We start from the raw sequence: 22,831 nt of genomic DNA on the forward strand, positions 1-22,831 counted from the left end.
GCCGCCGTTGCGTTTTGCGGGAGCCAGGCGGGAGCCAGGCGGGGGAGAACCCGGGGTCAGACCGCCGCGGTCGCGTTCGAGGCGCCGGTCCAGTCGCCCGTCGCCAGGTACTCGACCTTCTTCGCGATCGAGACCGCGTGGTCGGCGAAGCGCTCGTGGTAGCGCGAGGCGAGGGTGGCGTCGACCGTGTCGATCGGGTTGCCCTTCCACGTCTCGCCGAGCACGAAGTCGAACACGCTGGCGTGCAGCTCGTCGACGGCGTCGTCCTCGTCGCGGATCTCGGCGGAGAGCGCGATGTCCTCGGTCGCGAGCAGGCGCGTGAGCTTCTGCGACATCGCGACGTCGTGTGCGCCCATCTGCTTGAAGGTGCCGCGGAGACCCTTCGGCACGACCTTCTCCGGGAACCGCTGACGCGCGAGCTGCGCGATGTGCTCGGCCATGTCGCCCATACGCTCGAGCGAGGAGCTGACGCGCAGGGCGGTGACGACGACGCGGAGGTCGCGGGCCACCGGAGCCTGGCGCGCCAGGATGTCGATGGCGATCTCGTCGAGGCTGTTGGCGGCCTCGTCGATCTTGGCGTCGTCGGCGATCACCTCCTCGGCGAGTGCGACGTCGGAGTCGCTGAAGGCCTGGGTGGCACGGGTGATGGCGGACTCGACGAGCCCGGCGATCTCGGTCAGTCGCTCCTGGACGTCCTGGAGCTCCTGCTGGAAGACTTCGCGCATGGGGGAGTACCTCTCTCTGCGTACCGGTCGAGTGTCGTCAGCTCAGGTGAACGAACGGTGACGTGCGGCTGAACGCTTCGCGATCCGGAGCCGGAACCGCCGCGAACGGGGGTGAACGGCGCCCGAACCCCGTGTGACCACTCCTACACTGACGGCATGGACAACGCGTGGCTCGTGCCACTGTCGATGCTCCTCGGCGGGGTCTTCGGCGCGGGCGTCGTGGTGCTGATCATCACCGCCGAGCGCACGGCTCGTGCAGCCGACGTGGCGGAACGCACGCTGCCCGACGGCGTCGCCGCGGTCATCGCCACGATGCACAACCCGGCCGTGGTGGTCGACCCCTCGAACACCGTCGTCGCCGCGTCGCCACAGGCACTGACCGTGGGACTCGTGGTGCGGCGGAAGCTCGTGCACCAGGAGCTCGCGGACCTGGTCGACCGGGTGCGCAAGAGCGGTGAGATGGGGTCGGAGGACCTCGAGCTCCCGCGCGGCCGTCGGGGCGAGCTCATCGGCTACCTCAGCTTCCGCGCCGCGCAGCTCGGCAACCGGTACGTGCTCGTCACGGCCGACGACCTCACCGAGAGCCACCGCATCGACGAGGTCCGGCGTGACTTCGTGGCGAACATCTCGCACGAGCTGAAGACCCCGATCGGCGCCATCGGCCTGCTGTCCGAGACCCTCGTCGCCGCCGCGGACGAACCGCAGCACGTCCGACGGTTCGCGGCCCAGCTCGTCACCGAGTCCGAACGACTGGCAGCCCTGACGAAGGACATCATCGAGCTCTCGCGGTTGCAGTCCGTCGACACGCTGGAGAACAGCGAGGAGACCTCGATCGACCGCATCGTGCAGGCCGCCGTGGACACGAACGAGATCGTCGCGCGCGCCCGGGACATCGAGCTCGTGCGGGCGAAGAAGTCGAAGCTCCGGGTGATGGGCGACCCGGGCCTGCTGCAGATCGCGGTGTCGAACCTCATCGCGAACGCCGTCAAGTACTCGCCGGACCACACCCGCGTCGGCGTCGGCGTGCGCTCGTCGAAGGGCTTCGTCGAGATCGCCGTGACGGACCAGGGCGTCGGCATCCCCGAGGCCGACCTCGACCGCGTGTTCGAACGCTTCTACCGCGTCGACCCGGCCAGGTCCCGTGCCACCGGCGGCACCGGCCTGGGGCTCGCGATCGTCAAGCACGTCGTGAGCAACCACGGCGGCGACGTCCGCGTCTGGTCGCAGCCCGGCAAGGGATCGACCTTCACCATCCGCCTGCCCGAGGCGGACCCCGAACTGACCACCGCACTCGAAGAGCAACTGGAAGAGCAGCAATCGTGACCAAGATCCTCATCGTCGACGACGAGCCGGCCCTGAGCGAGCCCCTGGAGTTCCTGCTGCAGCGCGAGGGGTACGACACCTCCGTCGCTGCGGACGGTGTGACCGCGCTGTCGAAGTTCGACGCGGAGAACCCCGACCTGGTGCTCCTCGACCTGATGCTGCCGGGCCTCTCCGGCACCGAGGTGTGCCGCCAGATCCGCACCCGGTCGAACATCCCGATCATCATGCTGACGGCGAAGGACTCGGAGGTGGACATCGTCGTCGGGCTCGAGCTCGGCGCTGACGACTACGTGACGAAGCCGTACTCGACGCGGGAGCTCCTCGCCCGGATCCGCGCCGTGCTCCGTCGCCGTACCGAGGACGACCCGGCGGAGAGCGGCATCCTGCAGGTCGGCGGGATCCGGATGGACGTCGAACGGCACACCGTGGCGGTGGACGGCTCCGAGACGCCGATGCCGCTCAAGGAGTTCGAGCTGCTCGAGCTGCTGCTCCGCAACGCCGGGCGCGTGCTCACCCGTGGGCAGCTCATCGACCGGGTCTGGGGCTCGGACTACTTCGGTGACACGAAGACCCTCGACGTGCACATCAAGCGCATCCGGTCGAAGATCGAGCGCGTCCCGAGCGCACCGGAGATCCTCGTCACCGTGCGCGGACTCGGCTACCGCATCGAGGGCTGACGCCCGTCTGGCGCGCAACGCCTGGAGGCGCGGTGCCGGTCCCAGGGACCGGCACCGCGCCTCCAGGCGGTCGCGCTGTGCGCTACGGGTTGATCGGGGTGTCCGTCGCGTCGCCCGTCGGCTCGGAGCCGCTCTCGGAGGGGGCGGTCGACGTGCTCGTCGGGGTAGGGGTCGGCGTCGGCGCGAGGGTCTGGTACTCCTCCTGCGCGCTGGTGAGCACCGGCACGTTGGCGGAGACGCCCTCGGCGCCCGAGTACGAGAAGTAGACCTTCACGAGCGAGCCGGCTGCGGCGTCGGCGTTGTCGAAGACGACATCGGTGCTCTCGCCGGCCTCGGTGCCCTGCGTGGTCGAACCGGTGTCCTCGGTGGCGCCCTCGGCCGTGGTGTCGGTCGTCATCGCGAGGTCGACGTGCGTGTTCGCGGGGACCTCGACGGTCTGGGTGTCGCCGCCGATCTCGATCGACACGGTGATGTCGTCCTTCTCGGCGGTGTTCACGAGGGTGCCGATGAAGCGCGCCTGCTCGCCGTCGTCCGAGATGAGCAGCGCGTTGCGGACGGCGATCTTGCCCGTCGAGACGTCCACGCCGTCGGTGATCTGCTTGATCTCCGTGGTCTGCGCGGGCGACATGAACTCGCACCCGGTGGCGCCGAGCGCGATGGTTGCCGCAACGGCGACGGACACGAGTACCCGAGCTCGCAAGAGATTCCTCCGGAAGATCACGATGTGGACCGGACGGTCCGAACTCCACCATCCTAGCGAGCACCTGGGAGGCCTCGTTGTTAGGTGCCCCTTACCCCAATTCCGCTTGTGGTAAACTGGGTGTCTCGGAACGGAGCCTGATACATGCAATTCGAGGTCGGCGAGACCGTGGTCTACCCCCATCACGGGGCGGCAACCATCTCTGAAGTGAAGACGCGCGTCATCAAGGGCGAGGAAAAGGTCTACCTGAAGCTGCGGGTCACCCAAGGTGACCTGACGATCGAGGTGCCGGCGGACAACGTCGACCTGGTCGGCGTCCGTGACGTGATCGGCAAGGAAGGGCTCGACAAGGTGTTCGAGGTCCTCCGGGCCCCCTTCACCGAAGAGCCCACGAACTGGTCGAGGCGCTACAAGGCGAACCTCGAGAAGCTCGCTTCCGGTGACGTCATCAAGGTGTCCGAGGTCGTCCGCGACCTCTGGCGGCGTGACCAGGACCGCGGCCTGTCCGCGGGGGAGAAGCGGATGCTCGCCAAGGCGCGGCAGATCCTCATCTCCGAGCTGGCGCTGGCCGAGAAGACCGACGAGGACCAGGCATCGACCGTCCTCGACGAGGTCCTGGCCTCCTGAGCGCAGCGAACCACTGAACACGTCGACGACCGTTCTGTTCCCCGAAGGGGTGGACAGGGCGGTCGTCGTCGTTGCGGCCGGTTCCGGAACGCGCCTCGGCATCGGGACCGCCAAGGCGTTCGTCCCGGTGGCCGGCACCGTCATGCTCGCGCGCGCGCTCGAGCCGCTGTTCACCCTGCCGTCGCCGACGCTCGTCGTCGTGGTCGCCCCCGCTCCGCTGGTCGACGAGTGCGAGCAGCTGGTCGCGTCGGTCGCCGGGGCTGCGGTCGCGTACACGGCGGTCGTCCCGGGAGGCACGGATCGCCATGGTTCGGTCGAGGCCGGCCTGGCCGTCCTGCCGGACTCCGTCACCTCGGTGCTGGTCCACGACGCGGCGCGCTGCCTGACGCCGGCCGCCCAGTTCTCGCGGGTGTTCGACGCCGTCGACGCGGCGATCGCCGCCGGCGGCCCCGCCGGGTTCGTGCCGGCGTTGCCCGTGACCGACACCGTGAAGCGGGTGGCCGGGGACGTCGTGGTCGAGACGGTCGACCGCGCGGCCCTGGTCGGCGTGCAGACGCCGCAGGGGTTCCCGCTCGCCGCACTCCGGCAGGCGTACGCGGTGGCGGAGCGGGCCGAGACCGACGACGCGGGGGTGTTCCAGGCCGCGGGCGGCACCGTGCGGTTCGTCCCCGGCGACGCGGACGCGTTCAAGATCACCACCCCGTGGGACCTCGGACGGGCCGAGTCGATCGTGCGGTCGCGCGTCGCCGCTCCCGACGGTGTGCGGGTCGGGCTCGGCGTCGACGTGCACGCGTTCGACGACGCCTCGCCCTGCCGGGTGGGGCTCCTCGACTTCCCAGGCGAAGCCGGGCTCTCCGGACACAGCGACGGGGACGCCGTCGCGCACGCGGTGTGCGACGCCCTGCTCTCCGCGGGTGGGCTCGGGGACATCGGCGGCCGGTTCGGCACGTCCGACCCCGCGTACGCCGGTGCGGCCGGCGACGTCTTCGTCCGCGGTGCCGTGGCGGCGCTGGCGTCGGCCGGGCTCGTCCCGACGTCGGTGACGGTCCAGGTCATCGGGAACCGCCCACGCATCGGCGGCCGTCGGTCAGAGATGCAGGACGCACTCGCCGCGGTCGTCGGGGCCCCCGTCGCGGTGTCCGGCACGACCACGGACGGCCTCGGCTTCACCGGGCGTGGCGAAGGGCTCGCCGCGATCGCGACGGCCGTCGTCAGACCGGCCTGACGTCCTAGGCTTGGGGGCGTGACCGTACGCCTCTACGACTCCCGCGCCGCAGCCGTCGTCGACCTCGTCCCGTTGGTCGACGGACACGTGAGCATGTACGTCTGCGGTCCGACGGTGCAGTCGTCGCCGCACATCGGGCACCTCCGCTCCGCCCTGGTCTACGACATCTGGCGTCGCTGGCTCACCCACCGCGGGCTGCGCGTGACCCTCGTGCGGAACGTCACCGACATCGACGACAAGGTGCTCGACCTCGCCGCCACCACGGACGAGGAGTGGTTCGCCCGCGCGTACCGCGTCGAGCTCGAGTTCACCGCCGCCTACAACGCCCTCGGCATCCTGCCCCCGACGTACGAGCCGCGCGCGACCGCCAGCGTGCCGCAGATGCACGACATCATCGCGAAGCTCATCGACCGCGGGCACGCCTACGCCGCGGCGGACGGCTCGGGCGACGTCTACTTCGACACCGGCAGCTGGGAGTCGTACGGCGCGCTCACCCGCCAGCGCCGCGAGGACATGGTCGAGGCCGCCGACGCCGACCCCCGTGGCAAGCGCGATCCCCGCGACTTCGCGCTCTGGAAGGGTGCGAAGCCGGGCGAGCCGTCGACCGCGAACTGGGACTCGCCCTGGGGTCCGGGCCGCCCAGGGTGGCACATCGAGTGCTCGGCGATGTCCCGTCGCTACCTCGGGCCGGCGTTCGACATCCACGGCGGCGGACTCGACCTGCGCTTCCCGCACCACGAGAACGAGCTCGCGCAGTCGACGGCGGCGGGCGATGCGTTCGCGTCCTACTGGCTGCACAACGGACTCGTGTCGGTCGGCGGCCAGAAGATGTCGAAGTCGCTCGGCAACTCCGTCTTCGCCGCCGACATGCTCGGGTCCGCCCGCCCGATCGCCGTCCGGTACGCGCTCGGCGCCGCCCACTACCGCTCGACGATCGACCACCACGACCGCTCCCTCGCCGAGGCCGAAGCGGCGCTCGACCGCATCGACGGCTTCCTGTCCCGGGCCGCCAGCAGGCTCGAAGGGGTCCGGCTGGCCGATGCCCCGGGCGTGCCCGAGGCCTTCGCGGACGCCATGGACGACGACCTCGCGGTGCCCCAGGCACTCGCCGTCCTGCATGAGACCGTCCGCGCCGGCAACGCTGCGCTGGACGCCGACGATGCGGATGCGCTCGGAACCGCGTACCATCAGGTGGCCGCGATGGTCGAGGTACTCGGCATCGATCCGCGAGCCGCCCACTGGACTGGCGGTGGCCACGACGCATCGGCCGCACCACTCGCAGCCCTCGTCGACCGCCTCGTGCAGGAGCGGACCGACGCCAGGGCAGCACGCGACTTCGCCACGGCCGACCGTGTGCGGGACGATCTCGCAGCCGCGGGCATCACCATCGAAGACACCGCAGCAGGTACACGCTGGAGCATCGCCTGACAACGGCAGTGCCGGACAGGAGAGAGCAATGAAGAACGTCTCGGGGAGCAAGAAGGGCCGGCCCGGCGCCGTCCGCTCCGGCCGCAAGGGCAACAAGCAGGTCGGCTCCGGCGGCCAGGGCGCGCAGGCGCTCGAGGGCCGCAAGCCGACGCCGAAGGCCGAGGACCGCCCGTACCACCCGGCCGGCAAGCGCAAGGCCGCCAAGGAGCGCTTCGAGGCCGCGCGCGGTCGTCACGGTGCGTCGAGCTCGCCGCAGCAGCGGACCGGCCGCCCGCCGACACGGAAGGCCGACGACCACGAGCTGGTCACCGGTCGCAACTCGGTGCTCGAGGCCCTGCGCACGAAGACCCCCTCCAGCACGCTGTACATCGCCGCCCGCATCGAGGTCGACGACCGCGTCAAGGAGATCCTCGCGCTCGCTAACCACCGCGGCCTGCCGATCATCGAGCTGATGCGCCCCGAACTCGACCGCATCACCGGGCACGACAGCGTGCACCAGGGTGTGGCGCTCAAGGTGCCGGCGTACGAGTACGCCGTGGCCGAGGACATCGTCGAGCGTGCGTTCTCGCGCGACCAGGTGCCGCTCATGGTCGCCCTCGACGGCATCACCGACCCGCGCAACCTCGGTGCGATCATCCGCTCCACCGCCGCGTTCGGCGGCCACGGGGTCATCGTGCCGCAGCGCCGTTCGGTCGGCGTGACCGCTTCGGCGTGGAAGACCTCCGCCGGTGCCGCAGCCCGCACGCCCGTCGCGATGGCACCGAACCTCACGCAGACGCTGAAGTCGCTCAAGTCGATGGGCCTGTTCGTGCTCGGCCTCGACGGCGACGGCGACGTGGAGCTCGACGGCCTCGAGCTCGCCGACCGTCCGATCGTGATCGTCGTCGGTTCCGAGGGCAAGGGCCTGTCGCGCCTCGTCACCGAGACCTGCGACGCGATCGTGTCGATCCCGATCTCGAGCGCGACCGAGTCCCTCAATGCGGGCATCGCCGCGAGCGTCACCCTGTGGGAGGTCGCCCGGCGCCGTCGCGCGTCGTAGCGCCGGTACCCCCACCGCGAAACGCAACCTCGGCGTGGTCTCGCAGCGGTACAACGCTGCGAGCAACCGCCGAGGTTGCGTTTTGCGGGACGGGAGTGCGGGGGAAGCGCGCGTCAGACGCTCGCGCGCCAGTCCTCGACGTCGTCGGTGTCGTCCACCTCGGCGTCGTCGACGACGGGGATCGGCAGCGTCATCGACGACGTCGGCGGGTTGATGAGCAGCCGCTCGTCACGGCGGTGGCGCAGCACGTCGTTGATGTACGCGGTCGTGGCCTCGGGCAGCGACACGGAGCGCTCCTCCTGCTGGGACATGAACCAGCGGTGCTCGAGCAGTTCGTGGAAGACCTCGGCCGGCTCGAGGCGCCCGCGGAGCTCCCGCGGGATCGACCGGATGACGGGCTCGAAGACCTTCGACACCCACTCGTGCGCGACCATCTCCTCGTCGAGGAGGTCGCGGCCGTTGCGGGCCCGGTAGGAGTCGAGGTCGTTGAGGAGCCGCCGCGCCTGGTTCTCGCCGGCGTCGAGGCCCGTGAGCCGCAACAGGCGCCGCTGGTGGTGCCCGGCGTCGACGACCTTGGGCTGGATGCGCACCTGCGAGCCGCCCTCGGTCGTGTGGATCGAGAGCTCTTCGATGTCGAACCCGAGGGCGTTGAGTCGCTCGACGCGGTCGTTGATGCGCCAGCGCTCCTTGATGTCGAACTGCTCGGTGCCGGTGAGTTCCTTCCAGAGGATCCGGTACTGGGCGACGATCCGGTTCGAGACGTCGACGGCGTCGGCGTTCTCGTCGAGCCGGCCGCCGGCCTCGAGGTCGAGGAGCTCGCCGGCGATGTTCACCCGGGCCACCTCGAGGTCGTTCTCGCGCTGCCCGTTCGACAGGCCGCCGGGGTAGAGCTTGCCGGTCTCGGCGTCGACGAGGTACGCGGCGAAGGCGCCGGCGTCGCGACGGAAGAGGGTGTTCGACAGTGAGACGTCGCCCCAGTAGAAGCCGATGACGTGCAGACGCACGAGGAGCAGGGCGAGGGCGTCGACCAGGCGTGTGGCGGTCTCCGGTCGCAGCGTCTGCGAGTAGAGCGCGCGGTACGGCAGCGAGAAGCGCAGGTGTCGGGTGACGAGCACGGGGTGCAGGGGTTCGCCGTCGGCGCTCACCCGGTTGGTGATGACCGCGACGGGGTCGACGCACGGCACGTCCATGCGCTGCAGCGTGCGGAGCATCTCGTACTCGGAGCGGGCGACCTCTTCCCCGGTCTCCTTCACGGCGGCCACGTACCCGCTGAGGTGCACGAACCGGACGAGGTGCCGCGAGATGCCCTTCGGCAGCGCCACGATGACGTCGTCCGGCCAGTCCGCGAGCGGGACGTCCCAGGGCAGGTCGAGGAGTCCGGGGTCGACGGTGGCTGCGGTGATGGACAACGAGTCGGACACGATGGGTTCCTCTGGTGCTGGAGTGCGGATCGGTACGGCACTGCGATCGGTACGGCACTGCGAACGGTACGGCACTGCGAACGGACGGGAGGCGCGGTGCCCGCTGGCACCGCGCCTCCTGTGAGTGGCCTTCCGTCGTTACGCGCTGACGACGGCCTTGTCGTCGAGGCGCTCGCCCGACTCGGTGTCGAAGGCGTGCACGTGGCCCGACTTCGGCGTGACGACGATCGTGTCACCGATCGAGGGGTGCGAGCGACCGTCGACGCGGGCGACGATGTCGACGCGCTGGCCCTTGACGTCGGCGTGGCCGTAGAGGTAGCCGTCGGCGCCGAGCTCCTCGACCACGTCGACCGTTACGGGCAGGCCCTCGCCGGACTGGCCGACGACGACGTCCTCCGGACGGATGCCGACCGTGATCTGGGCCGAACGCGCGTTGGAGAGCGTGTCGCGGTCGATCGCGTGGTTGAGCGTGCCGAACTTGATGCCGCCCTCGACCACGTCGGCCGGCAGGAGGTTCATCGCCGGCGAGCCGATGAAGCCGGCGACGAACACGTTGTTCGGCTTCTCGTACAGGTCGCGCGGGGTGCCGACCTGCTGCAGGATGCCGTCCTTGAGGACCGCGATGCGGTCACCCATGGTCAGGGCCTCGGTCTGGTCGTGCGTGACGTAGACCGTGGTGACGCCGAGACGACGCTGGAGCGAGGCGATCTGGGTGCGGGTCTGGACGCGGAGCTTGGCGTCGAGGTTCGACAGCGGCTCGTCCATGAGGAACACCTGCGGCTGACGGACGATCGCGCGGCCCATCGCGACGCGCTGACGCTGACCACCGGAGAGCGCCTTCGGCTTGCGGCCGAGGTAGTCCTCGAGGTCGAGGAGCTTCGCGGCTTCCTGCACGCGGGTGGCGCGCTCGTCCTTGCCGACGCCGGCGATCTTGAGCGCGAAGCCCATGTTCTCGGCGACGGTCATGTGCGGGTACAGCGCGTAGTTCTGGAACACCATCGCGATGTCGCGGTCCTTCGGCGGGACGTCGGTGACGTCGCGGTCGCCGATGCGGATCGCGCCGGAGTTGACCTCTTCGAGGCCGGCGAGCATGCGGAGGGAGGTCGACTTGCCGCAACCCGAGGGGCCGACGAGGACGAGGAACTCGCCGTCGGCGACGTCCAGGTCGAGGGAGTCGACCGCGGGACGCGTGCCTCCGGGGTAGAGACGGGTTGCCTTGTCATAGGTGACGGACGCCATGAGCGTTCGGTCCTTTCTTCACCGGCAGGTACGTGCCGGACGATCCGAGTGAAGCGGTCAGCCCGCGAGGGCCCCGGATGGTCGTCGTCGACCATCGAGGTTCATACAACACGACTTCCCTGCGATGCGCCAGTGCTGTCCCGCTGGTTGGCTGGTTCTCAGAGCGTCCCACTACAATCGCCGGGTCCGTCCGCCGCTCGGGGGAGGTACGGCGGACGCCGAACCAGGAGGACCACTCGATGACCAACCGCCCCGAGGGTGACGCCCGCGCCGCGCGGAACGAGCGACGAGAAGCAGCCAGGCAGCGGGCGCAGCGCGCACGCACCCAGCAGAAGCGCCGGCAGCGGGGTGTCCGCCTCGGCCTGCAGATCGGCCTCGGCGTCGTGCTGCTCGCCGCCGCGACGATCGTCACGCTCGTGCTCGTCGACTCCGTGCAGCCCGCCGGGCCCGGACCGGCGAACACCTCGCAGGGCGGCATCACGATCGGGCAGGACCTCAAGGCCGTCAGCGCCGCACCGACGCCGAGCGCCACCGACGGCTCGGGTGCGGTGCGCATCACGATGTACGTCGACTACCTCTGCCCCACGTGCGGGCAGTTCGAGAAGGCGAACGGCGAGTACATCGAGAGCCTGGTCGACTCCGGCGCCGCGACCGTGGACATCCACCCGATCGCGACCCTGTCGAACCGCTCGCAGGGCACGAAGTACTCGCTCCGGGCCGCGAACGCCGCCGCCTGCGTCGCGAACGACTCACCGGACCAGTTCTTCGCCGTGCACGAGGCGCTCTTCGCCGAGCAGCCCGAGCAGAACACGGCGGGCCTCACCGACGCCCAGCTCACCCGCGTGGTGACGGGGGTCGACGGTCTGCAGGACCGCCGTGCGATCCGGAGCTGCATCCAGGACCAGACGTACGCCAAGTGGGTGGACGAGCGCACGAGTGCCGTGACCGGAGGGGACATCCCCGGCTCGACGCTGCGCGAGTTCCCCGGGGTGCCGCTCGTGCTGGTGAACGGACAGCGCTACGAGCTCACGTCGCCGATCACGAACGACGACTTCCGCACCTTCGTGGTGACCGCGGCCGGTGCGACCGACGCCACCCCGACGCCCACGCCGACCCCCTCGGCCACGCCGACGGCGACGCCCTCCGCCACCGCGACCTCCACCCCGAGCGCGACCCCGTCCAGCTGACGGACGCGCCCACCGACGGGCGGACCGACGGACGGGAGGCGCGGTGCCGGCTGGCACCGCGCCTCCCGTCCGTCCGCTGGTCGCGCCTCGGGCGTGGGCCGGCCTACAGGGACGAGCCGGGGATGCTGAAGGTGTCGCAGGACGTCGCGCCCCGCTGGTAGCCCCGCAGGAACCAGTTCTGGCGCTGCTCGCTCGAGCCGTGCGTGAACGAGTCCGGGTCGACCCGGCCGCTCGAGCGCTCCTGGATGCTGTCGTCGCCCACGGCACTCGCGGCGGACAGCGCGTCGTCGATCTGCGCCCGGGTGATCGGCTCGAAGAAGGTCTCGCCGTCCGCGTCCTTCGTGGTCGCGGCGTCGCCCACCCAGGCGCCGGCGTAGCAGTCGGCCTGCAACTCCACGCGGACGCTGCCGGACGACGCACCCGTGCCGGAACGGTCCGTCGAGGCGAAGGCACCCTGCAGCTGCTGGACGTGGTGGCCCCACTCGTGCGCGACCACGTACATCTGCGCGAGCGGTCCGCCGGACGACCCGTACCGCGACTGCAGGTCGTCGTAGAACGCGGTGTCGAGGTAGATCGCGCGGTCCGGCGGGCAGTAGAACGGCCCGGTCGAGGCCGAGGCCTGCCCGCACCCGGTGTCGGTCGACCCGGTGAACAGCACGAACCCGGGGGTCGAGTACGCGATGCCGAGCTGCCGGGACTCCGTCGCCCAGTAGGCGTCGAGGGACTCGGCCGCGCCCTCCATCCGGCACTCGACCTTCAGGTTGGCGTCGCGCCCGGTACGGCACTCGGCCGCCGGGTCGGCGGTCTCACCCGTCTGCTGGATCTCGGTCGTGCCGCCGCCGCCGACGATCCCGCTCAGGTCGAACCCCGTGAACTGGGCGATGAGGAACACCAGGATCGCGCCGACACCGACCGCCCCGCCACCGATCGCGGCTCCACGGCCACGCCGCGTGACCTTCCCACCCTCGAGCTGTGAGTCCTCGTTGAACGTCATGCCCCGAATGTACGGATGCTCCGAGCGCCGCGCCCGGGACGGCGAGTAGACACGGGACCATGGCGAACCTCGACGAAGCACACCCCCTGTTCCTGTTCGCGATGGACCAGCGTTCGTCGCTCCTCGAGCACACGTACGACGAGTCAGGCGGCGAGCCGGTCGACGAGGCCGAGGCCGAGCGCGTCCGGGCCGGCAAGCAGCTCGTGTACCGCGGCGTCCTCACGGCGCTCGCGGCCGGGGCCTCCCGTGACCGCACCGGCGTCCTCGTCGACGAGCGGTACGGCGCGGACGTCGCCCGGCTCGCGAAGGACGCCGGCCTGCAGCTCGCGATGCCGGTCGAGCGCTCGGGCCGCGAGTGGTTCGAGCTCGAGTACGGCGACGACTGGCTGGCCCACGTCGACGCGTTCGACCCCGACTTCGTGAAGGTGCTCGTGCGGGACAACCCCGCGTTCGACGCCGACCGTCGGCAGCAGCAGGCGAGCGACCTGGCGGCGGTGGCGGCCGCGCTGCACGACGCCGGACGGCCCTTCCTCGTCGAACTGCTCGTCCCCGGCACCGACGACCAGAAGGCCTCGGTCGACGACTACGACCGCGACCTCCGCCCCGACCTGGTCGTGCAGGTGCTCGAGTACCTGCAGGACCGCGGGGTCGAGGCCGACGTGTGGAAGCTCGAGGGACTCGACGCGCGCGAGGACGCCGAGCGGGTCGTGGCCACGGCACGACGAGGCGGCCGGGACGCGGTGCAGTGCATCGTCCTCGGCCGGGACGCACCCGAGGAGCAGCTCGACCACTGGCTGCGGACCGCTGCTCCGGTCGACGGGTTCGTCGGGTTCGCGATCGGCCGGAGCAACTGGGAGGAACCGCTCGAGGACGTCGTGCGCGAACACCTCGACACCGAAGCGGCCGAGCAGCTCATCGCGGCGAACTACCGGCACTTCGTGGACACGTGGCTCGAAGCACGCGGCGGAGTCGAGCACGGGGTGGACGCCGGCGCGGTGTGACCTCAGGTGCGGATCAGCGGCTCCACGGCCGCCAGGTCCGCACCGATGCCCACGTCGACGAGCTCGATCCGCCCGGCGAGCGTCGCGGCGGGCCCGGTCAGCAGGCCGGCCTTGACCCCGCCGAACGTGACCGTGACGTCGGCGTGCAGCACGTGGTCGTCCGCGATCCCGCCCGTGTCGACGTCGATGCCGCTCGGCACGTCGACCGCGACGACGAACGGTGCGCGCTGGTCGCGGGCGAGCTCGCGGATCGCGTCCACCACCTCGCGGGCGGGGGACCGCAGGGCGGACGCCCCGTGCACTCCGATGCCGAGGATGCCGTCGAGCACGAGGTCGGCCTCGAGCGCGGCGTCCGTCGCCACGGCGGCCAGCCGTTCGCCGTCGCGCGGGACGGCCGCGCGCAGGATGTCCGCGGCGCCGGCACCGGCGTGCGGCTCCGGTCTCGAGGTGCCGGACGGGCCAGCCAGGAGGCGCGCACCGGCGTCCAGCGCCGCTGCCAGGCCCGCCTCGTGGACGCGTGAGCCGACACGGAGGACCGCCACGCGCCTCCCGGCCGCTGCGAGGCGCGCACCCGCGAACAGGGCGTCACCGCCGTTGTCGCCACTGCCGGCCAGCACCAGGACCGACCCCGGACCGTCACCCGGCCGGACGGCCGGGTCGTCGAGCAGGTCGCCGACGATCGCGGCCAACCCGTCGGCCGCACGCTGCATGAGGGGTTCCCCCGCATCGAGGTGCGGCCGCTCCGCCGCCCGGATCTGATCGCCGCCGTAGCCGTCCATGACGACCACAGTGCCCCGGTAGCCTTGAGAGGACATGTCACTCGTCCCCGCTGCGCCCCGACCCCGTGCCGTGATGTCCCCGGACGGCCTCCCGATCGCGACCTACGACTTCGGCGATCCCGAGGCGCCGGCCGTCATCGCCGTGCACGGCTTCGCCTCCGGAGCACTGCTCAACTGGCACGCCTCCGGCTGGACCCGTGACCTCGTGCGCGCCGGGTACCGCGTCGTCGCGCTCGACCAGCGCGGGCACGGCGCCAGCGCGAAGCCGCACGACCCGGGCGCGTACTCGATGGACCTGCTCGTCGCCGACGTCACCACCGTCATCGACACCTACCTGCTCGACGACGTCGCGTACCTCGGCTACTCGCTCGGCGCGCGGGTCGGGTGGCACACCGCCGAGCAGTTGCCGGACCGCATCAGCCGCGCCGTGTTCGGCGGCATCCCCGACGCCGACCCGATGCGCCGCGTGCGGGTCGACCAGGCGAAGGCGTACCTCGCCGACGGCACCCCGATCGAGGACCGCGTGACGAACGGGTACCTGACGATGGCGGGGAACGTCGAGGGGAACGACCTCGCCGCGCTCGTGGCGATGGTCGAGGGCATGCGCGACAGCGTCGAGCCGACCCCCGCGAACGCCCCGACGCAGCCGATCCTGATGGCGGCGGGCAGTGAGGACGGCATCCGGGACAGCGCCGTGCGGCTCGCGGCGGCGGCACCCGACGCGGCGTTCTTCGAGATCCCGGGGCGCAACCACTTCAACGCGCCGACGTCGCGGGCGTTCCGCGAAGCGGCGATCGCGTTCCTGCGGGGCTGAGCCCGGGCCCGGCGTCGTGACCCTGTCCGCCCCGCGCTGAGGGGTACTCGCGGGTCCCCTCGGGTCGCCGTGCCCGGGCGTAGCGTCCCGCCCATGGACTACAGACTCCTCGGCAACAGCGGGACATCGGTGTCGACGCTGACCCTCGGCACCATGACCTTCGGCAGCGAAGCCGACGAACCCACCTCCCACGCCATCATCGACGCCTTCGTGGCAGCCGGCGGCACGCTCGTCGACACGGCGGACGTGTACTCCGGCAACGAGTCCGAGCGGATCATCGGCCGCTGGCTCGCCGCACACCCGACCGAGGCGGCGCAGGTCGTCCTCGCCACCAAGGGCCGCTTCCCGCAGGGCGACGGGCCGAACGACCTCGGGCTGTCGCGCCGCCACCTCCGCGTGGCCCTCGACGCCTCGCTCGAGCGACTCGGCGTCGACCACATCGACCTCTACCAGATGCACGCGTGGGACGCCCTCACCCCGATCGACGAGACCCTGCGGTTCCTCGACGACGCCGTGTCCGCGGGCAAGATCGGCTCGTACGGGTTCTCGAACTACCTCGGCTACCAGGTGACGAAGGCCGTTTACGAGGCGAAGGCGCACGGCTGGGCACCGCCCGTCACCCTGCAGCCGCAGTACAACCTGCTCGTGCGCGACATCGAGCACGAGGTCGTGCCCGCCTGCCTCGACGCCGGGATCGGCCTGCTCCCCTGGTCGCCCCTCGCCGGCGGTTGGCTCACCGGCAAGTACCAGCGCGACGAGGCCCCGACCGGCACCACCCGCCTCGGCGAGAACCCGGAGCGCGGGATGGAGGCGTGGGAGGCCCGCAACGGCGACGAGCGCACCTGGGCCGTCCTCGACGCGGTGTCGACGATCGCCGACGCGCACGGGGTCTCCCGTTCGCAGGTCGCCCTCGCGTGGCTCCTCGCCCGCCCCGCGGTCACGAGCGTCATCCTCGGGGTCCGCACGCTGTCGCAGCTCGAGGACAACCTCGGTGCCGCGGACCTCGTCCTCGACGAGTCCGAGCTGCAGACCCTCACGGACGTGAGCGCCCCGCGCATCGACGACTACCCGTACGGCACGGCCGGCGTCGCCCAGCGCGAACGCAAGATCACCGGCGGACGCTGAACGAACGGGCAGCGTGCGTCCCGGTCGCTGGGCGCACGCTGTCCGCCTTCTGCGGCTTTCCGCGAGGATGTGCACTCGTCTGGACACGGTGCTCGATGAGGTGTCACCATCACTGCACGACCGGCTGGTTACCGCGTCGAGCGCTCGGAACGCCCCCTGATCCGCGTTCCACGCGCCGGAAGCCCCAGGCGATCACTCGCTCGGGGCTTCCGCACGTCCGGGACGTCGCGGCGCACTCTGCGCATGCGTACGGCAGTATTCCACCGTGCTCCTCTGCTTCGTCGACGAATCGTTCAAGGCCGACTTCTCCGGCTTCGGTGCAGTGTTGGCCGATGCGGAGCAGACCCGGACCCTCACCGCACACGTGCACGGCATCGTCGCGGCGCTCGACGAGTACGGGGTGGACGCGCGCACCGAGGTCCACGCTCATCCGGTCTTCCACGGCAAGGACGCCTGGAGCGGCGTTCCGCCCCGGGTGCGGGTGAAGGTCTTCCTCGACGTCGTGGAAGCGGTGCGTGCCTCCGGTGCGACCATCCTGTTGCGAGGTGTGCGGCCGGAGCGGCTCCGCCGCCACCAGGACGCGCGAGGGTACCCCGACCGGTACGCGCCCGAGCAGGTGGCGTTCCAGCACCTGCTGCAGCGTGCGGACCGCACGGCTGCGGCGAACGAGACGTACGCCCTCGTCATCGCCGACGAACGATCGGATCGCGACCGGCACCGCGAGCGCTTCGCCGTCTACCAGGCGTACGGAACGCCGGGCACGTACATGCACACGCGGCTCGAGCGCCTCCTCGACACCGTGCACTTCGCTCCGAGTCACCACTCGCGGATGCTGCAGATCGCGGACCTGATCGCGTTCGTGTGGGTGCGGTCCCAGACCGTCGTCGAACAGGATGCGCGGCAGGCGCGGGTCATGGCGTCGTTGGTCGCGGACATCCGCGGGTGCGCGTACGGAGCGGGGACGTGGCCCTGACCGACGGCACCGGATCCACGACGGTCCCGGATGCACGACGGTTCCGGATGCACGACAGCCCCGCACGCGGCGGGGCTGAAGGCGGTGCGGGCGGCGACGAGGTCGCGGCCTGCGCGGTCAGTATATGGGGCCGGCAGCGGGACTTGAACCCGCAACCCCCGTATTACAAGTACGGTGCGCTACCAATTGCGCCATGCCGGCTGACCCGCTCATCCTACCGACGAGCGGGCCCGGGCTCACGCGTCGGTCTCGGCAGCGGCCTTCGCCTCGAAGTTCAGCGAGATCGAGTTCATGCAGTAGCGATCACCGGTCGGGGTGCCGAACCCGTCGGGGAACACGTGCCCGAGGTGCGAACCGCAGCTCGCGCAGCGGACCTCGGTGCGTGCCATGCCGAGCGAGTTGTCCTCGATCAGCTGCACGGCGTCCGGGTTCACCGACTCGTAGAACGACGGCCATCCGCAGCCGGAGTCGAACTTCGTGCCGCTCTTGAACAGCTCCGCGTTGCAAGCCGCACACGTGTAGACGCCGGCGCGCTCCTCGTCGAGGAGTTCACCGGTCCAGGGGCGTTCGGTTCCCGCCTGACGGAGGACGGCGTACTGGTCCGGGGAGAGCTCCTCGCGCCACTGGGCGTCGGACTTGTCGACGTTGTATGCCATTGTTTCCTCCTGCTTCCGGCCGGGTTCTTCACGGGGCATTCCCGACCACTCCACTAAACTCGCCACGATGTCCGAACATTCCGTGCACCACGCTCGTTGGGACCGTCTGACGACGGACGAACTGTACGGCATCGTGGTCCTACGGAACCGCGTGTTCGCGCTGGAACAGCGCGTGACGGCCGAGGACTTCGACGGCCGGGACCGTGCGCCCGACACCGAGCACTGGTGGTTCGGCACGGACACGGAAGCGGTTGGGTACCTGCGACTGGTCCGGCCCGCCCCGGACGAGGACCACCCGGCCGGATCGTCGCCGCCCGCCTGGGTGATCGGACGCGTCGCCACCGACCCGGCGCACCGGGGGCACGGCGTCGCCGGCGGTCTGGTCGCCGCGGTGCTCGGGACGCACGGGCACGAGCCGATCGTCCTGCACGCCCAGGAGTACGTCGCCGGGCTGTACGAGCGGCACGGCTTCGTCCGGTTCGGCGAGCCCTACGACGAAGCGGGCATCCGGCACGTCGGCATGGCGCGGCCCGGTCCCGCCCCGGCCGTCTGATGGACACCCGTGCGCGGTACGCGGCCTACGCCGACCGGATCGCGTCCGTCTCGCCCTCGTACGCCGCCTGGGCCCGGTCGCTCGACGACGACCTGGTCGCGCTCCTCGACGAGGTGCCGGAGCCGAAGCGGCAGCCGGAACTCCTCTTCGCGGTCGCGCGGCGGCTGGGTGCGGACCCCGCGGACCCGGGTGCGCTCCGCGCCGTCGGCCTGGAGGCGCGCCCCGCCCTGGTCGCGGCCCTCGCCTCCGCCACGGTGCAGGCCAACGACCCGCGGCGGCTCGGTCCCGTCGTCCCGCTCTTCGCGGCGCTCTCGGAGCGGGTGGGGCGGCCGCTCGGCCTCGTCGACGCGGGTGCGGCGGCGGGGCTCTGCTCGATCCCCGACCGGGTGACGCTCGACCACCGCACCGGGGACGACGTCGTCCGGGTGCACACCGCCCGAGAGGCCCCGTCGCTCCACCTCACCGCCGACGTGACCGGAGTACCGATCCGCGCGGCGACGACTCCGATCCGGATCGCGGCGCGGATCGCCCTCGACCCGAACCCGATCGACCTGGCGGAACCGCACGCGTTCGACCGGCTGGTCGAAGCAGTCCCGCCCGAGGCGACGGACCGGACCGCCCTGATGCGCGAGGCGGCGCGCGCGACGCTCGCCGTGCCTCCAGTCCGGATCGCGGGCACGCTGCCCGGCGACCTGGACCGCGCTCTGGACACCCTGCCGGACGGCCTCGAACCCGTGGTCCTCACCACCGGGACCCTCGTGTACGTGCCGGGCGCGGACCGGCAGCGGTTCGTCGACCGCGTCCGTGACCGCGGCGTGCACTGGATCGCCCTCGAGCGGACGGGCATCGTGACCGCCGTCGCGGAGACGCTGCCCGCAGACGTCGACCCCGGTGACCCCGACGCCTTCGCGACCGCCTCGCTCGACGGGGTCGCGGCCGCCGTGTCCGACCCGTTCGGCGTCCGCGTCCGCTGGCTGCGCGACCCGAACCTGTGACCCGTCTTCGCGACAGTCCAGCGGCGTGCCAGGGTCGCGCTGCACTCCACCCCTACGATGTGCGAGACCCGTTACCCGACCGTGATCGGAACCGCAGTGACCGCCACCCCCGCCGACGAGCGCAGTGCTGACCAGCTCAGCGAACTCGCCGTCCACGTGCTCGCGTTCGAGCACGAGCGGGCACGGCAGGACCGCTTGCGGCACGACCGCACGAAGGAAGCAGAGATCCGGGTCGAGTTCGAGATGTCGCCGGCGCGGTACTACCAGGTGCTGAACCGCGTGATCGACTCGCCCGCGGCGCTCGCGTACGACCCGCAGCTGGTCTCCCGGCTGCAGCGGCTCCGGCACGCGCGCACCAGTGCCCGGGCGGCGCGCAGCTTCGTCGCCCCCGGCGCGGCTCCCGAAGGACGTGAAGAGGAACGATGACGACGAGAGACACCCGAGACCGGTTCGACGACGTCGCCGACGGCCCGCGGGTCGGCGCGCACCGCGGCGCCCAGCGTCGTGGGCGCGGCTGGATCGCGTTCGCCTGGGCGGCCCTCGCCACGGGTGTGCTCGTCGGGCTCGGGGTGCTCGTCCTCGCACTGCTGAACGGCAGCTACTCCTTCACCGGGTCGACCTCGCCGACGGCGTCGTCGTCCACGTCGTCGTCCGCCACCGCGAAGCCGTCGGCATCGCCCTCGACCCCGGCGTCCCAGGCGCCGGCCGCGGGGACCCCGGCGGACCAGGGCTCGACCACGCTCGTCGTCCTGAACGGCACGACCACGACCGGCCTCGCCGCGAAGGGCAGCGCCGCGCTGACCACCGCGGGGTGGAAGGTCACCTCGACGGGCGACGCCGGCACCACCGGCACGACCGCGACGATCGTGTACTACCAGCAGGCGTCCCAGGCGGCCGTCGCGCAGGGGATCGCGAAGTCGCTCGGCGTCACCGCGGTGCAGCAGTCGGCGGCGTTCCCGAACGCCGACATCAGTGTCGTGCTCGGCGCGGACTACGCCGGCTGACGCATTCCTGCGGTGGTTCCTCCGTCGTTCCGGAGCGGTTCAGGCGCCGGTTCCGGCTGCATTTGTGACGGTCGTGTTTCCGGCACGTTGATTCTTGACGGAATCGACGTGAAAGAACGTCACACCTCTTGCCCTGTCGGCATTGTTCGGTAAGAGTCGTGCCAAGGCGGCGACAGCGCCGTCCGCACCAGCACCACCGCAGGGAGCAAGAGATCATGGCCAACGGAACCGTGAAGTGGTTCAACGCCGAGAAGGGCTTCGGCTTCATCACCGTCGATGGAGGGGGCCAGGACGTGTTCGTGCACTACTCGGCAATCGACATGTCGGGCTACAAGGTCCTCGAAGAAGGTCAGGCAGTGACCTTCGACGTCGGCACCGGGTCGAAGGGACCGCAGGCGGAATCCGTCCGCCCCGCCTGAACCACCTCGCGAACGCGCCGTCCCGTCAGGGGCGGCGCGTTCGTCATGCGTCCGGCGGTGTTCCGGGCGAAGTCCTGGGAACTCGACCCGTGCCCCCGTTCTGTGTTGCACTCGCACCCTCCGAGTGCCAGAATCGGCGTTGGCACTCGCTCACGCTGAGTGCCAGCACGACCCCCATGACGACGTCCGGGAGGGACGAAGAACTCACATGGCTAAGATCATTGCTTTCGACGAGGAGGCCCGCCGTGGCCTCGAGCGCGGCCTGAACCAGCTGGCTGACGCCGTGAAGGTGACGCTCGGCCCGCGCGGCCGCAACGTCGTCCTCGAGAAGAAGTGGGGCGCCCCCACGATCACGAACGACGGTGTCTCCATCGCCAAGGAGATCGAGCTCGACGACCCGTACGAGAAGATCGGTGCGGAGCTCGTCAAGGAGGTCGCCAAGAAGACCGACGACGTCGCCGGTGACGGCACGACCACCGCGACCGTCCTCGCCCAGGCGCTCGTCCGTGAAGGTCTGCGCAACGTCGCGGCCGGTGCGGACCCCATCTCCCTGAAGCGCGGCATCGAGAAGGCCGTCGCGGCCGTCTCCGAGCAGCTCCTCGCCAACGCGAAGGAGATCGAGACCAAGGACCAGATCGCGGCGACCGCGTCCATCTCCGCCGCTGACCCGACGATCGGCGCGCTCATCGCCGAGGCGATCGACAAGGTCGGCAAGGAAGGCGTCGTCACCGTCGAGGAGTCCAACACCTTCGGCACCGAGCTCGAGCTCACCGAGGGCATGCGCTTCGACAAGGGCTACCTGTCGCAGTACTTCGTGACCGACCCCGAGCGTCAGGAAGCCGTCTTCGAGGACGCCTACATCCTGATCGTCAACTCGAAGATCTCGAACATCAAGGACCTCCTGCCGGTCGTCGACAAGGTCATCCAGGCCGGCAAGCAGCTCCTCATCATCGCCGAGGACGTCGACGGCGAGGCCCTGGCCACGCTCGTCGTGAACAAGATCCGCGGCATCTTCAAGTCCGTCGCCGTCAAGGCCCCGGGCTTCGGCGACCGCCGCAAGGCCATGCTGCAGGACATCGCGATCCTCACCGGTGGCCAGGTCATCTCGGAAGAGGTCGGCCTCAAGCTCGAGAACGCGACGCTCGACCTGCTCGGTCGTGCCCGCAAGGTCGTCATCAACAAGGACGAGACCACGATCGTCGAGGGTGCCGGCGACGCCGAGCAGATCGCCGGCCGCGTCCGTCAGATCCGCGCCGAGATCGACGCGACCGACTCCGACTACGACCGCGAGAAGCTCCAGGAGCGCCTCGCGAAGCTCGCCGGTGGCGTCGCCGTCATCAAGGCGGGTGCCGCGACCGAGGTCGAGCTCAAGGAGCGCAAGCACCGCATCGAGGACGCCGTCCGCAACGCGAAGGCTGCCGTCGAAGAGGGCATCGTCGCCGGTGGTGGCGTCGCCCTGATCCAGGCCGGTGCCGTGGCGCTCGAGTCCCTCGAGCTCCAGGGTGACGAGGCGACCGGTGCGAACATCGTCCGCGTGGCGATCGACGCGCCGCTCAAGCAGATCGCGCTGAACGCCGGCATGGAGCCGGGTGTCGTGGCCGCCAAGGTCCGCGAGCTCGAGTCCGGCTGGGGCCTCAACGCCGCGACCGGCGAGTACGTCGACCTCATCGCCGCGGGCATCATCGACCCGGCCAAGGTCACGCGCTCGGCGCTGCAGAACGCTGCGTCGATCGCCGGTCTGTTCCTCACGACCGAGGCCGTCGTCGCCGACAAGCCCGAGAAGGCGCAGGCCATGCCGGCCGGCGACCCGACGGGTGGCATGGACTTCTAAGTCCGACGTTCCGGAAGGGCCCCGCACGCTGCGCGTGCGGGGCCCTTCCGCGTGCGGGGCGGGGTGGGTGCGCGGGCGAGGTGCCGGGGCGCTCGG

The 22,831-nt window shown here is 71.0% G+C and carries 24 protein-coding genes and 1 tRNA gene; 17 read left to right on the forward strand and 8 right to left on the reverse strand.

Annotated elements, in window-relative coordinates; all coding sequences use genetic code 11:
- Positions 1-56: 56 nt before the first annotated feature.
- Positions 57-725, reverse strand: a complete 669-nt coding sequence (gene phoU, locus BIU96_RS08590; RefSeq protein WP_071292191.1) for a phosphate signaling complex protein PhoU — start codon at positions 723-725, stop codon at positions 57-59.
- 156 nt (positions 726-881) lie between these two features.
- Between phoU and BIU96_RS08595 the strand changes: the two genes are divergently transcribed.
- Both BIU96_RS08595 and BIU96_RS08600 read left to right on the forward strand, forming a co-directional pair.
- Entirely contained in the window at positions 882-2,048 is a 1,167-nt protein-coding gene (locus BIU96_RS08595; protein ID WP_071292192.1) for a cell wall metabolism sensor histidine kinase WalK, read from the forward strand.
- On the forward strand, positions 2,045-2,725 hold the full coding sequence (locus BIU96_RS08600) for a response regulator transcription factor (RefSeq protein ID WP_071292193.1): 681 nt from the start codon (positions 2,045-2,047) through the stop codon (positions 2,723-2,725). The genes BIU96_RS08595 and BIU96_RS08600 overlap by 4 nt, the downstream gene beginning before the upstream one ends.
- Positions 2,726-2,807: 82 nt before the next feature.
- On the opposite strand, the gene BIU96_RS08605 is transcribed toward BIU96_RS08600, so the two are convergent.
- Positions 2,808-3,407 (reverse strand): hypothetical protein, encoded by a 600-nt coding sequence (locus BIU96_RS08605; protein ID WP_071292194.1) that lies wholly within the window; start codon positions 3,405-3,407, stop codon positions 2,808-2,810.
- A 162-nt stretch (positions 3,408-3,569) separates the two neighbouring features.
- Between BIU96_RS08605 and BIU96_RS08610 the strand changes: the two genes are divergently transcribed.
- Genes BIU96_RS08610 through rlmB form a run of 4 tightly spaced genes read left to right on the forward strand, consistent with a single transcriptional unit; the run spans position 3,570 to position 7,744 of the window.
- Positions 3,570-4,052 carry a CarD family transcriptional regulator gene (locus BIU96_RS08610; RefSeq protein WP_066518156.1) on the forward strand — a complete coding sequence of 161 codons (483 nt, stop codon included), beginning with the start codon at positions 3,570-3,572 and terminating at the stop codon, positions 4,050-4,052.
- Between the two features lie 49 nt (positions 4,053-4,101).
- A complete protein-coding gene (gene ispD / locus BIU96_RS08615) occupies positions 4,102-5,277 on the forward strand; it encodes a 2-C-methyl-D-erythritol 4-phosphate cytidylyltransferase (protein ID WP_083402764.1) in 1,176 nt (391 codons plus the stop codon).
- A gap of 18 nt (positions 5,278-5,295) precedes the next feature.
- Complete coding sequence (gene cysS, locus BIU96_RS08620; RefSeq protein WP_071292195.1) at positions 5,296-6,705, forward strand: cysteine--tRNA ligase; 1,410 nt, start codon at positions 5,296-5,298, stop codon at positions 6,703-6,705.
- Between the two features lie 28 nt (positions 6,706-6,733).
- Positions 6,734-7,744, forward strand: a complete 1,011-nt coding sequence (gene rlmB / locus BIU96_RS08625) for a 23S rRNA (guanosine(2251)-2'-O)-methyltransferase RlmB (RefSeq protein WP_071292196.1) — start codon at positions 6,734-6,736, stop codon at positions 7,742-7,744.
- A 113-nt stretch (positions 7,745-7,857) separates the two neighbouring features.
- On the opposite strand, the gene BIU96_RS08630 is transcribed toward rlmB, so the two are convergent.
- Both BIU96_RS08630 and BIU96_RS08635 read right to left on the reverse strand, forming a co-directional pair.
- On the reverse strand, positions 7,858-9,165 hold the full coding sequence (locus BIU96_RS08630; protein ID WP_071292197.1) for a DUF4032 domain-containing protein: 1,308 nt from the start codon (positions 9,163-9,165) through the stop codon (positions 7,858-7,860).
- Between the two features lie 138 nt (positions 9,166-9,303).
- Positions 9,304-10,404, reverse strand: a complete 1,101-nt coding sequence (locus tag BIU96_RS08635) for an ABC transporter ATP-binding protein (protein WP_071292198.1) — start codon at positions 10,402-10,404, stop codon at positions 9,304-9,306.
- A 239-nt stretch (positions 10,405-10,643) separates the two neighbouring features.
- On the opposite strand from BIU96_RS08635, the gene BIU96_RS08640 reads away from it, so the two are divergent.
- Positions 10,644-11,591, forward strand: a complete 948-nt coding sequence (locus BIU96_RS08640; RefSeq protein ID WP_071292199.1) for a thioredoxin domain-containing protein — start codon at positions 10,644-10,646, stop codon at positions 11,589-11,591.
- Positions 11,592-11,694: 103 nt separating this feature from the next.
- Here the strand turns inward: BIU96_RS08640 and BIU96_RS08645 are convergent, their stop codons facing one another.
- Positions 11,695-12,585 (reverse strand): neutral zinc metallopeptidase, encoded by an 891-nt coding sequence (locus BIU96_RS08645; protein WP_071292200.1) that lies wholly within the window; start codon positions 12,583-12,585, stop codon positions 11,695-11,697.
- A gap of 59 nt (positions 12,586-12,644) precedes the next feature.
- Here BIU96_RS08645 and BIU96_RS08650 point away from each other — a divergent pair, with 59 nt between their 5' ends.
- Positions 12,645-13,586, forward strand: a complete 942-nt coding sequence (locus BIU96_RS08650; protein ID WP_071292201.1) for a 2-deoxy-5-keto-D-gluconate 6-phosphate aldolase domain-containing protein — start codon at positions 12,645-12,647, stop codon at positions 13,584-13,586.
- 2 nt (positions 13,587-13,588) lie between these two features.
- Here the strand turns inward: BIU96_RS08650 and BIU96_RS08655 are convergent, their stop codons facing one another.
- On the reverse strand, positions 13,589-14,401 hold the full coding sequence (locus BIU96_RS08655; RefSeq protein ID WP_071292202.1) for an NAD(P)H-hydrate epimerase: 813 nt from the start codon (positions 14,399-14,401) through the stop codon (positions 13,589-13,591).
- On the opposite strand from BIU96_RS08655, the gene BIU96_RS08660 reads away from it, so the two are divergent.
- The 3 genes from BIU96_RS08660 (at position 14,400) to BIU96_RS08670 (ending at position 17,277) form a co-directional block, all read left to right on the forward strand.
- The gene (locus BIU96_RS08660) at positions 14,400-15,179 is read left to right on the forward strand and encodes an alpha/beta fold hydrolase (RefSeq protein WP_071292203.1); all 780 of its coding nucleotides are present in this window, start codon (positions 14,400-14,402) and stop codon (positions 15,177-15,179) included. The two genes, BIU96_RS08655 and BIU96_RS08660, sit on opposite strands and share 2 nt — an antisense overlap.
- Positions 15,180-15,272: 93 nt before the next feature.
- Complete coding sequence (locus BIU96_RS08665; RefSeq protein ID WP_071292204.1) at positions 15,273-16,304, forward strand: aldo/keto reductase; 1,032 nt, start codon at positions 15,273-15,275, stop codon at positions 16,302-16,304.
- 265 nt (positions 16,305-16,569) lie between these two features.
- A complete protein-coding gene (locus tag BIU96_RS08670; RefSeq protein ID WP_071292205.1) occupies positions 16,570-17,277 on the forward strand; it encodes a DUF3800 domain-containing protein in 708 nt (235 codons plus the stop codon).
- 125 nt (positions 17,278-17,402) lie between these two features.
- Here the strand turns inward: BIU96_RS08670 and BIU96_RS08675 are convergent.
- Both BIU96_RS08675 and msrB read right to left on the reverse strand, forming a co-directional pair.
- Positions 17,403-17,478 (reverse strand) — tRNA-Thr (locus BIU96_RS08675).
- Positions 17,479-17,513: 35 nt separating this feature from the next.
- Positions 17,514-17,933 carry a peptide-methionine (R)-S-oxide reductase MsrB gene (gene msrB, locus BIU96_RS08680; RefSeq protein ID WP_071292206.1) on the reverse strand — a complete coding sequence of 140 codons (420 nt, stop codon included), beginning with the start codon at positions 17,931-17,933 and terminating at the stop codon, positions 17,514-17,516.
- Between the two features lie 67 nt (positions 17,934-18,000).
- Here msrB and BIU96_RS08685 point away from each other — a divergent pair, with 67 nt between their 5' ends.
- The 6 genes from BIU96_RS08685 to groL all read left to right on the forward strand — a co-directional run bounded on the left by BIU96_RS08685 (position 18,001) and on the right by groL (position 22,735).
- On the forward strand, positions 18,001-18,486 hold the full coding sequence (locus tag BIU96_RS08685) for a GNAT family N-acetyltransferase (protein WP_071292207.1): 486 nt from the start codon (positions 18,001-18,003) through the stop codon (positions 18,484-18,486).
- Positions 18,486-19,481, forward strand: coding sequence for a DUF2332 family protein (locus BIU96_RS08690; protein WP_071292208.1), 996 nt, complete (start codon positions 18,486-18,488; stop codon positions 19,479-19,481). The genes BIU96_RS08685 and BIU96_RS08690 overlap by 1 nt, the downstream gene beginning before the upstream one ends.
- Positions 19,482-19,577: 96 nt before the next feature.
- Positions 19,578-19,907: a DUF3263 domain-containing protein gene (locus BIU96_RS08695; RefSeq protein ID WP_254786042.1), complete on the forward strand. Its 330-nt coding sequence runs from the start codon at positions 19,578-19,580 to the stop codon at positions 19,905-19,907.
- The gene (locus BIU96_RS08700; protein ID WP_071292210.1) at positions 19,904-20,485 is read left to right on the forward strand and encodes a LytR C-terminal domain-containing protein; all 582 of its coding nucleotides are present in this window, start codon (positions 19,904-19,906) and stop codon (positions 20,483-20,485) included. The genes BIU96_RS08695 and BIU96_RS08700 overlap by 4 nt, the downstream gene beginning before the upstream one ends.
- A gap of 215 nt (positions 20,486-20,700) precedes the next feature.
- On the forward strand, positions 20,701-20,904 hold the full coding sequence (locus tag BIU96_RS08705; RefSeq protein WP_022903461.1) for a cold-shock protein: 204 nt from the start codon (positions 20,701-20,703) through the stop codon (positions 20,902-20,904).
- Between the two features lie 208 nt (positions 20,905-21,112).
- On the forward strand, positions 21,113-22,735 hold the full coding sequence (gene groL / locus BIU96_RS08710; RefSeq protein ID WP_071292211.1) for a chaperonin GroEL: 1,623 nt from the start codon (positions 21,113-21,115) through the stop codon (positions 22,733-22,735).
- Positions 22,736-22,831: the final 96 nt, after the last annotated feature.

Origin of the sequence: Curtobacterium sp. MCBA15_008 (genome assembly GCF_001865065.1) — a bacterium.
Taxonomy (GTDB): domain Bacteria; phylum Actinomycetota; class Actinomycetes; order Actinomycetales; family Microbacteriaceae; genus Curtobacterium.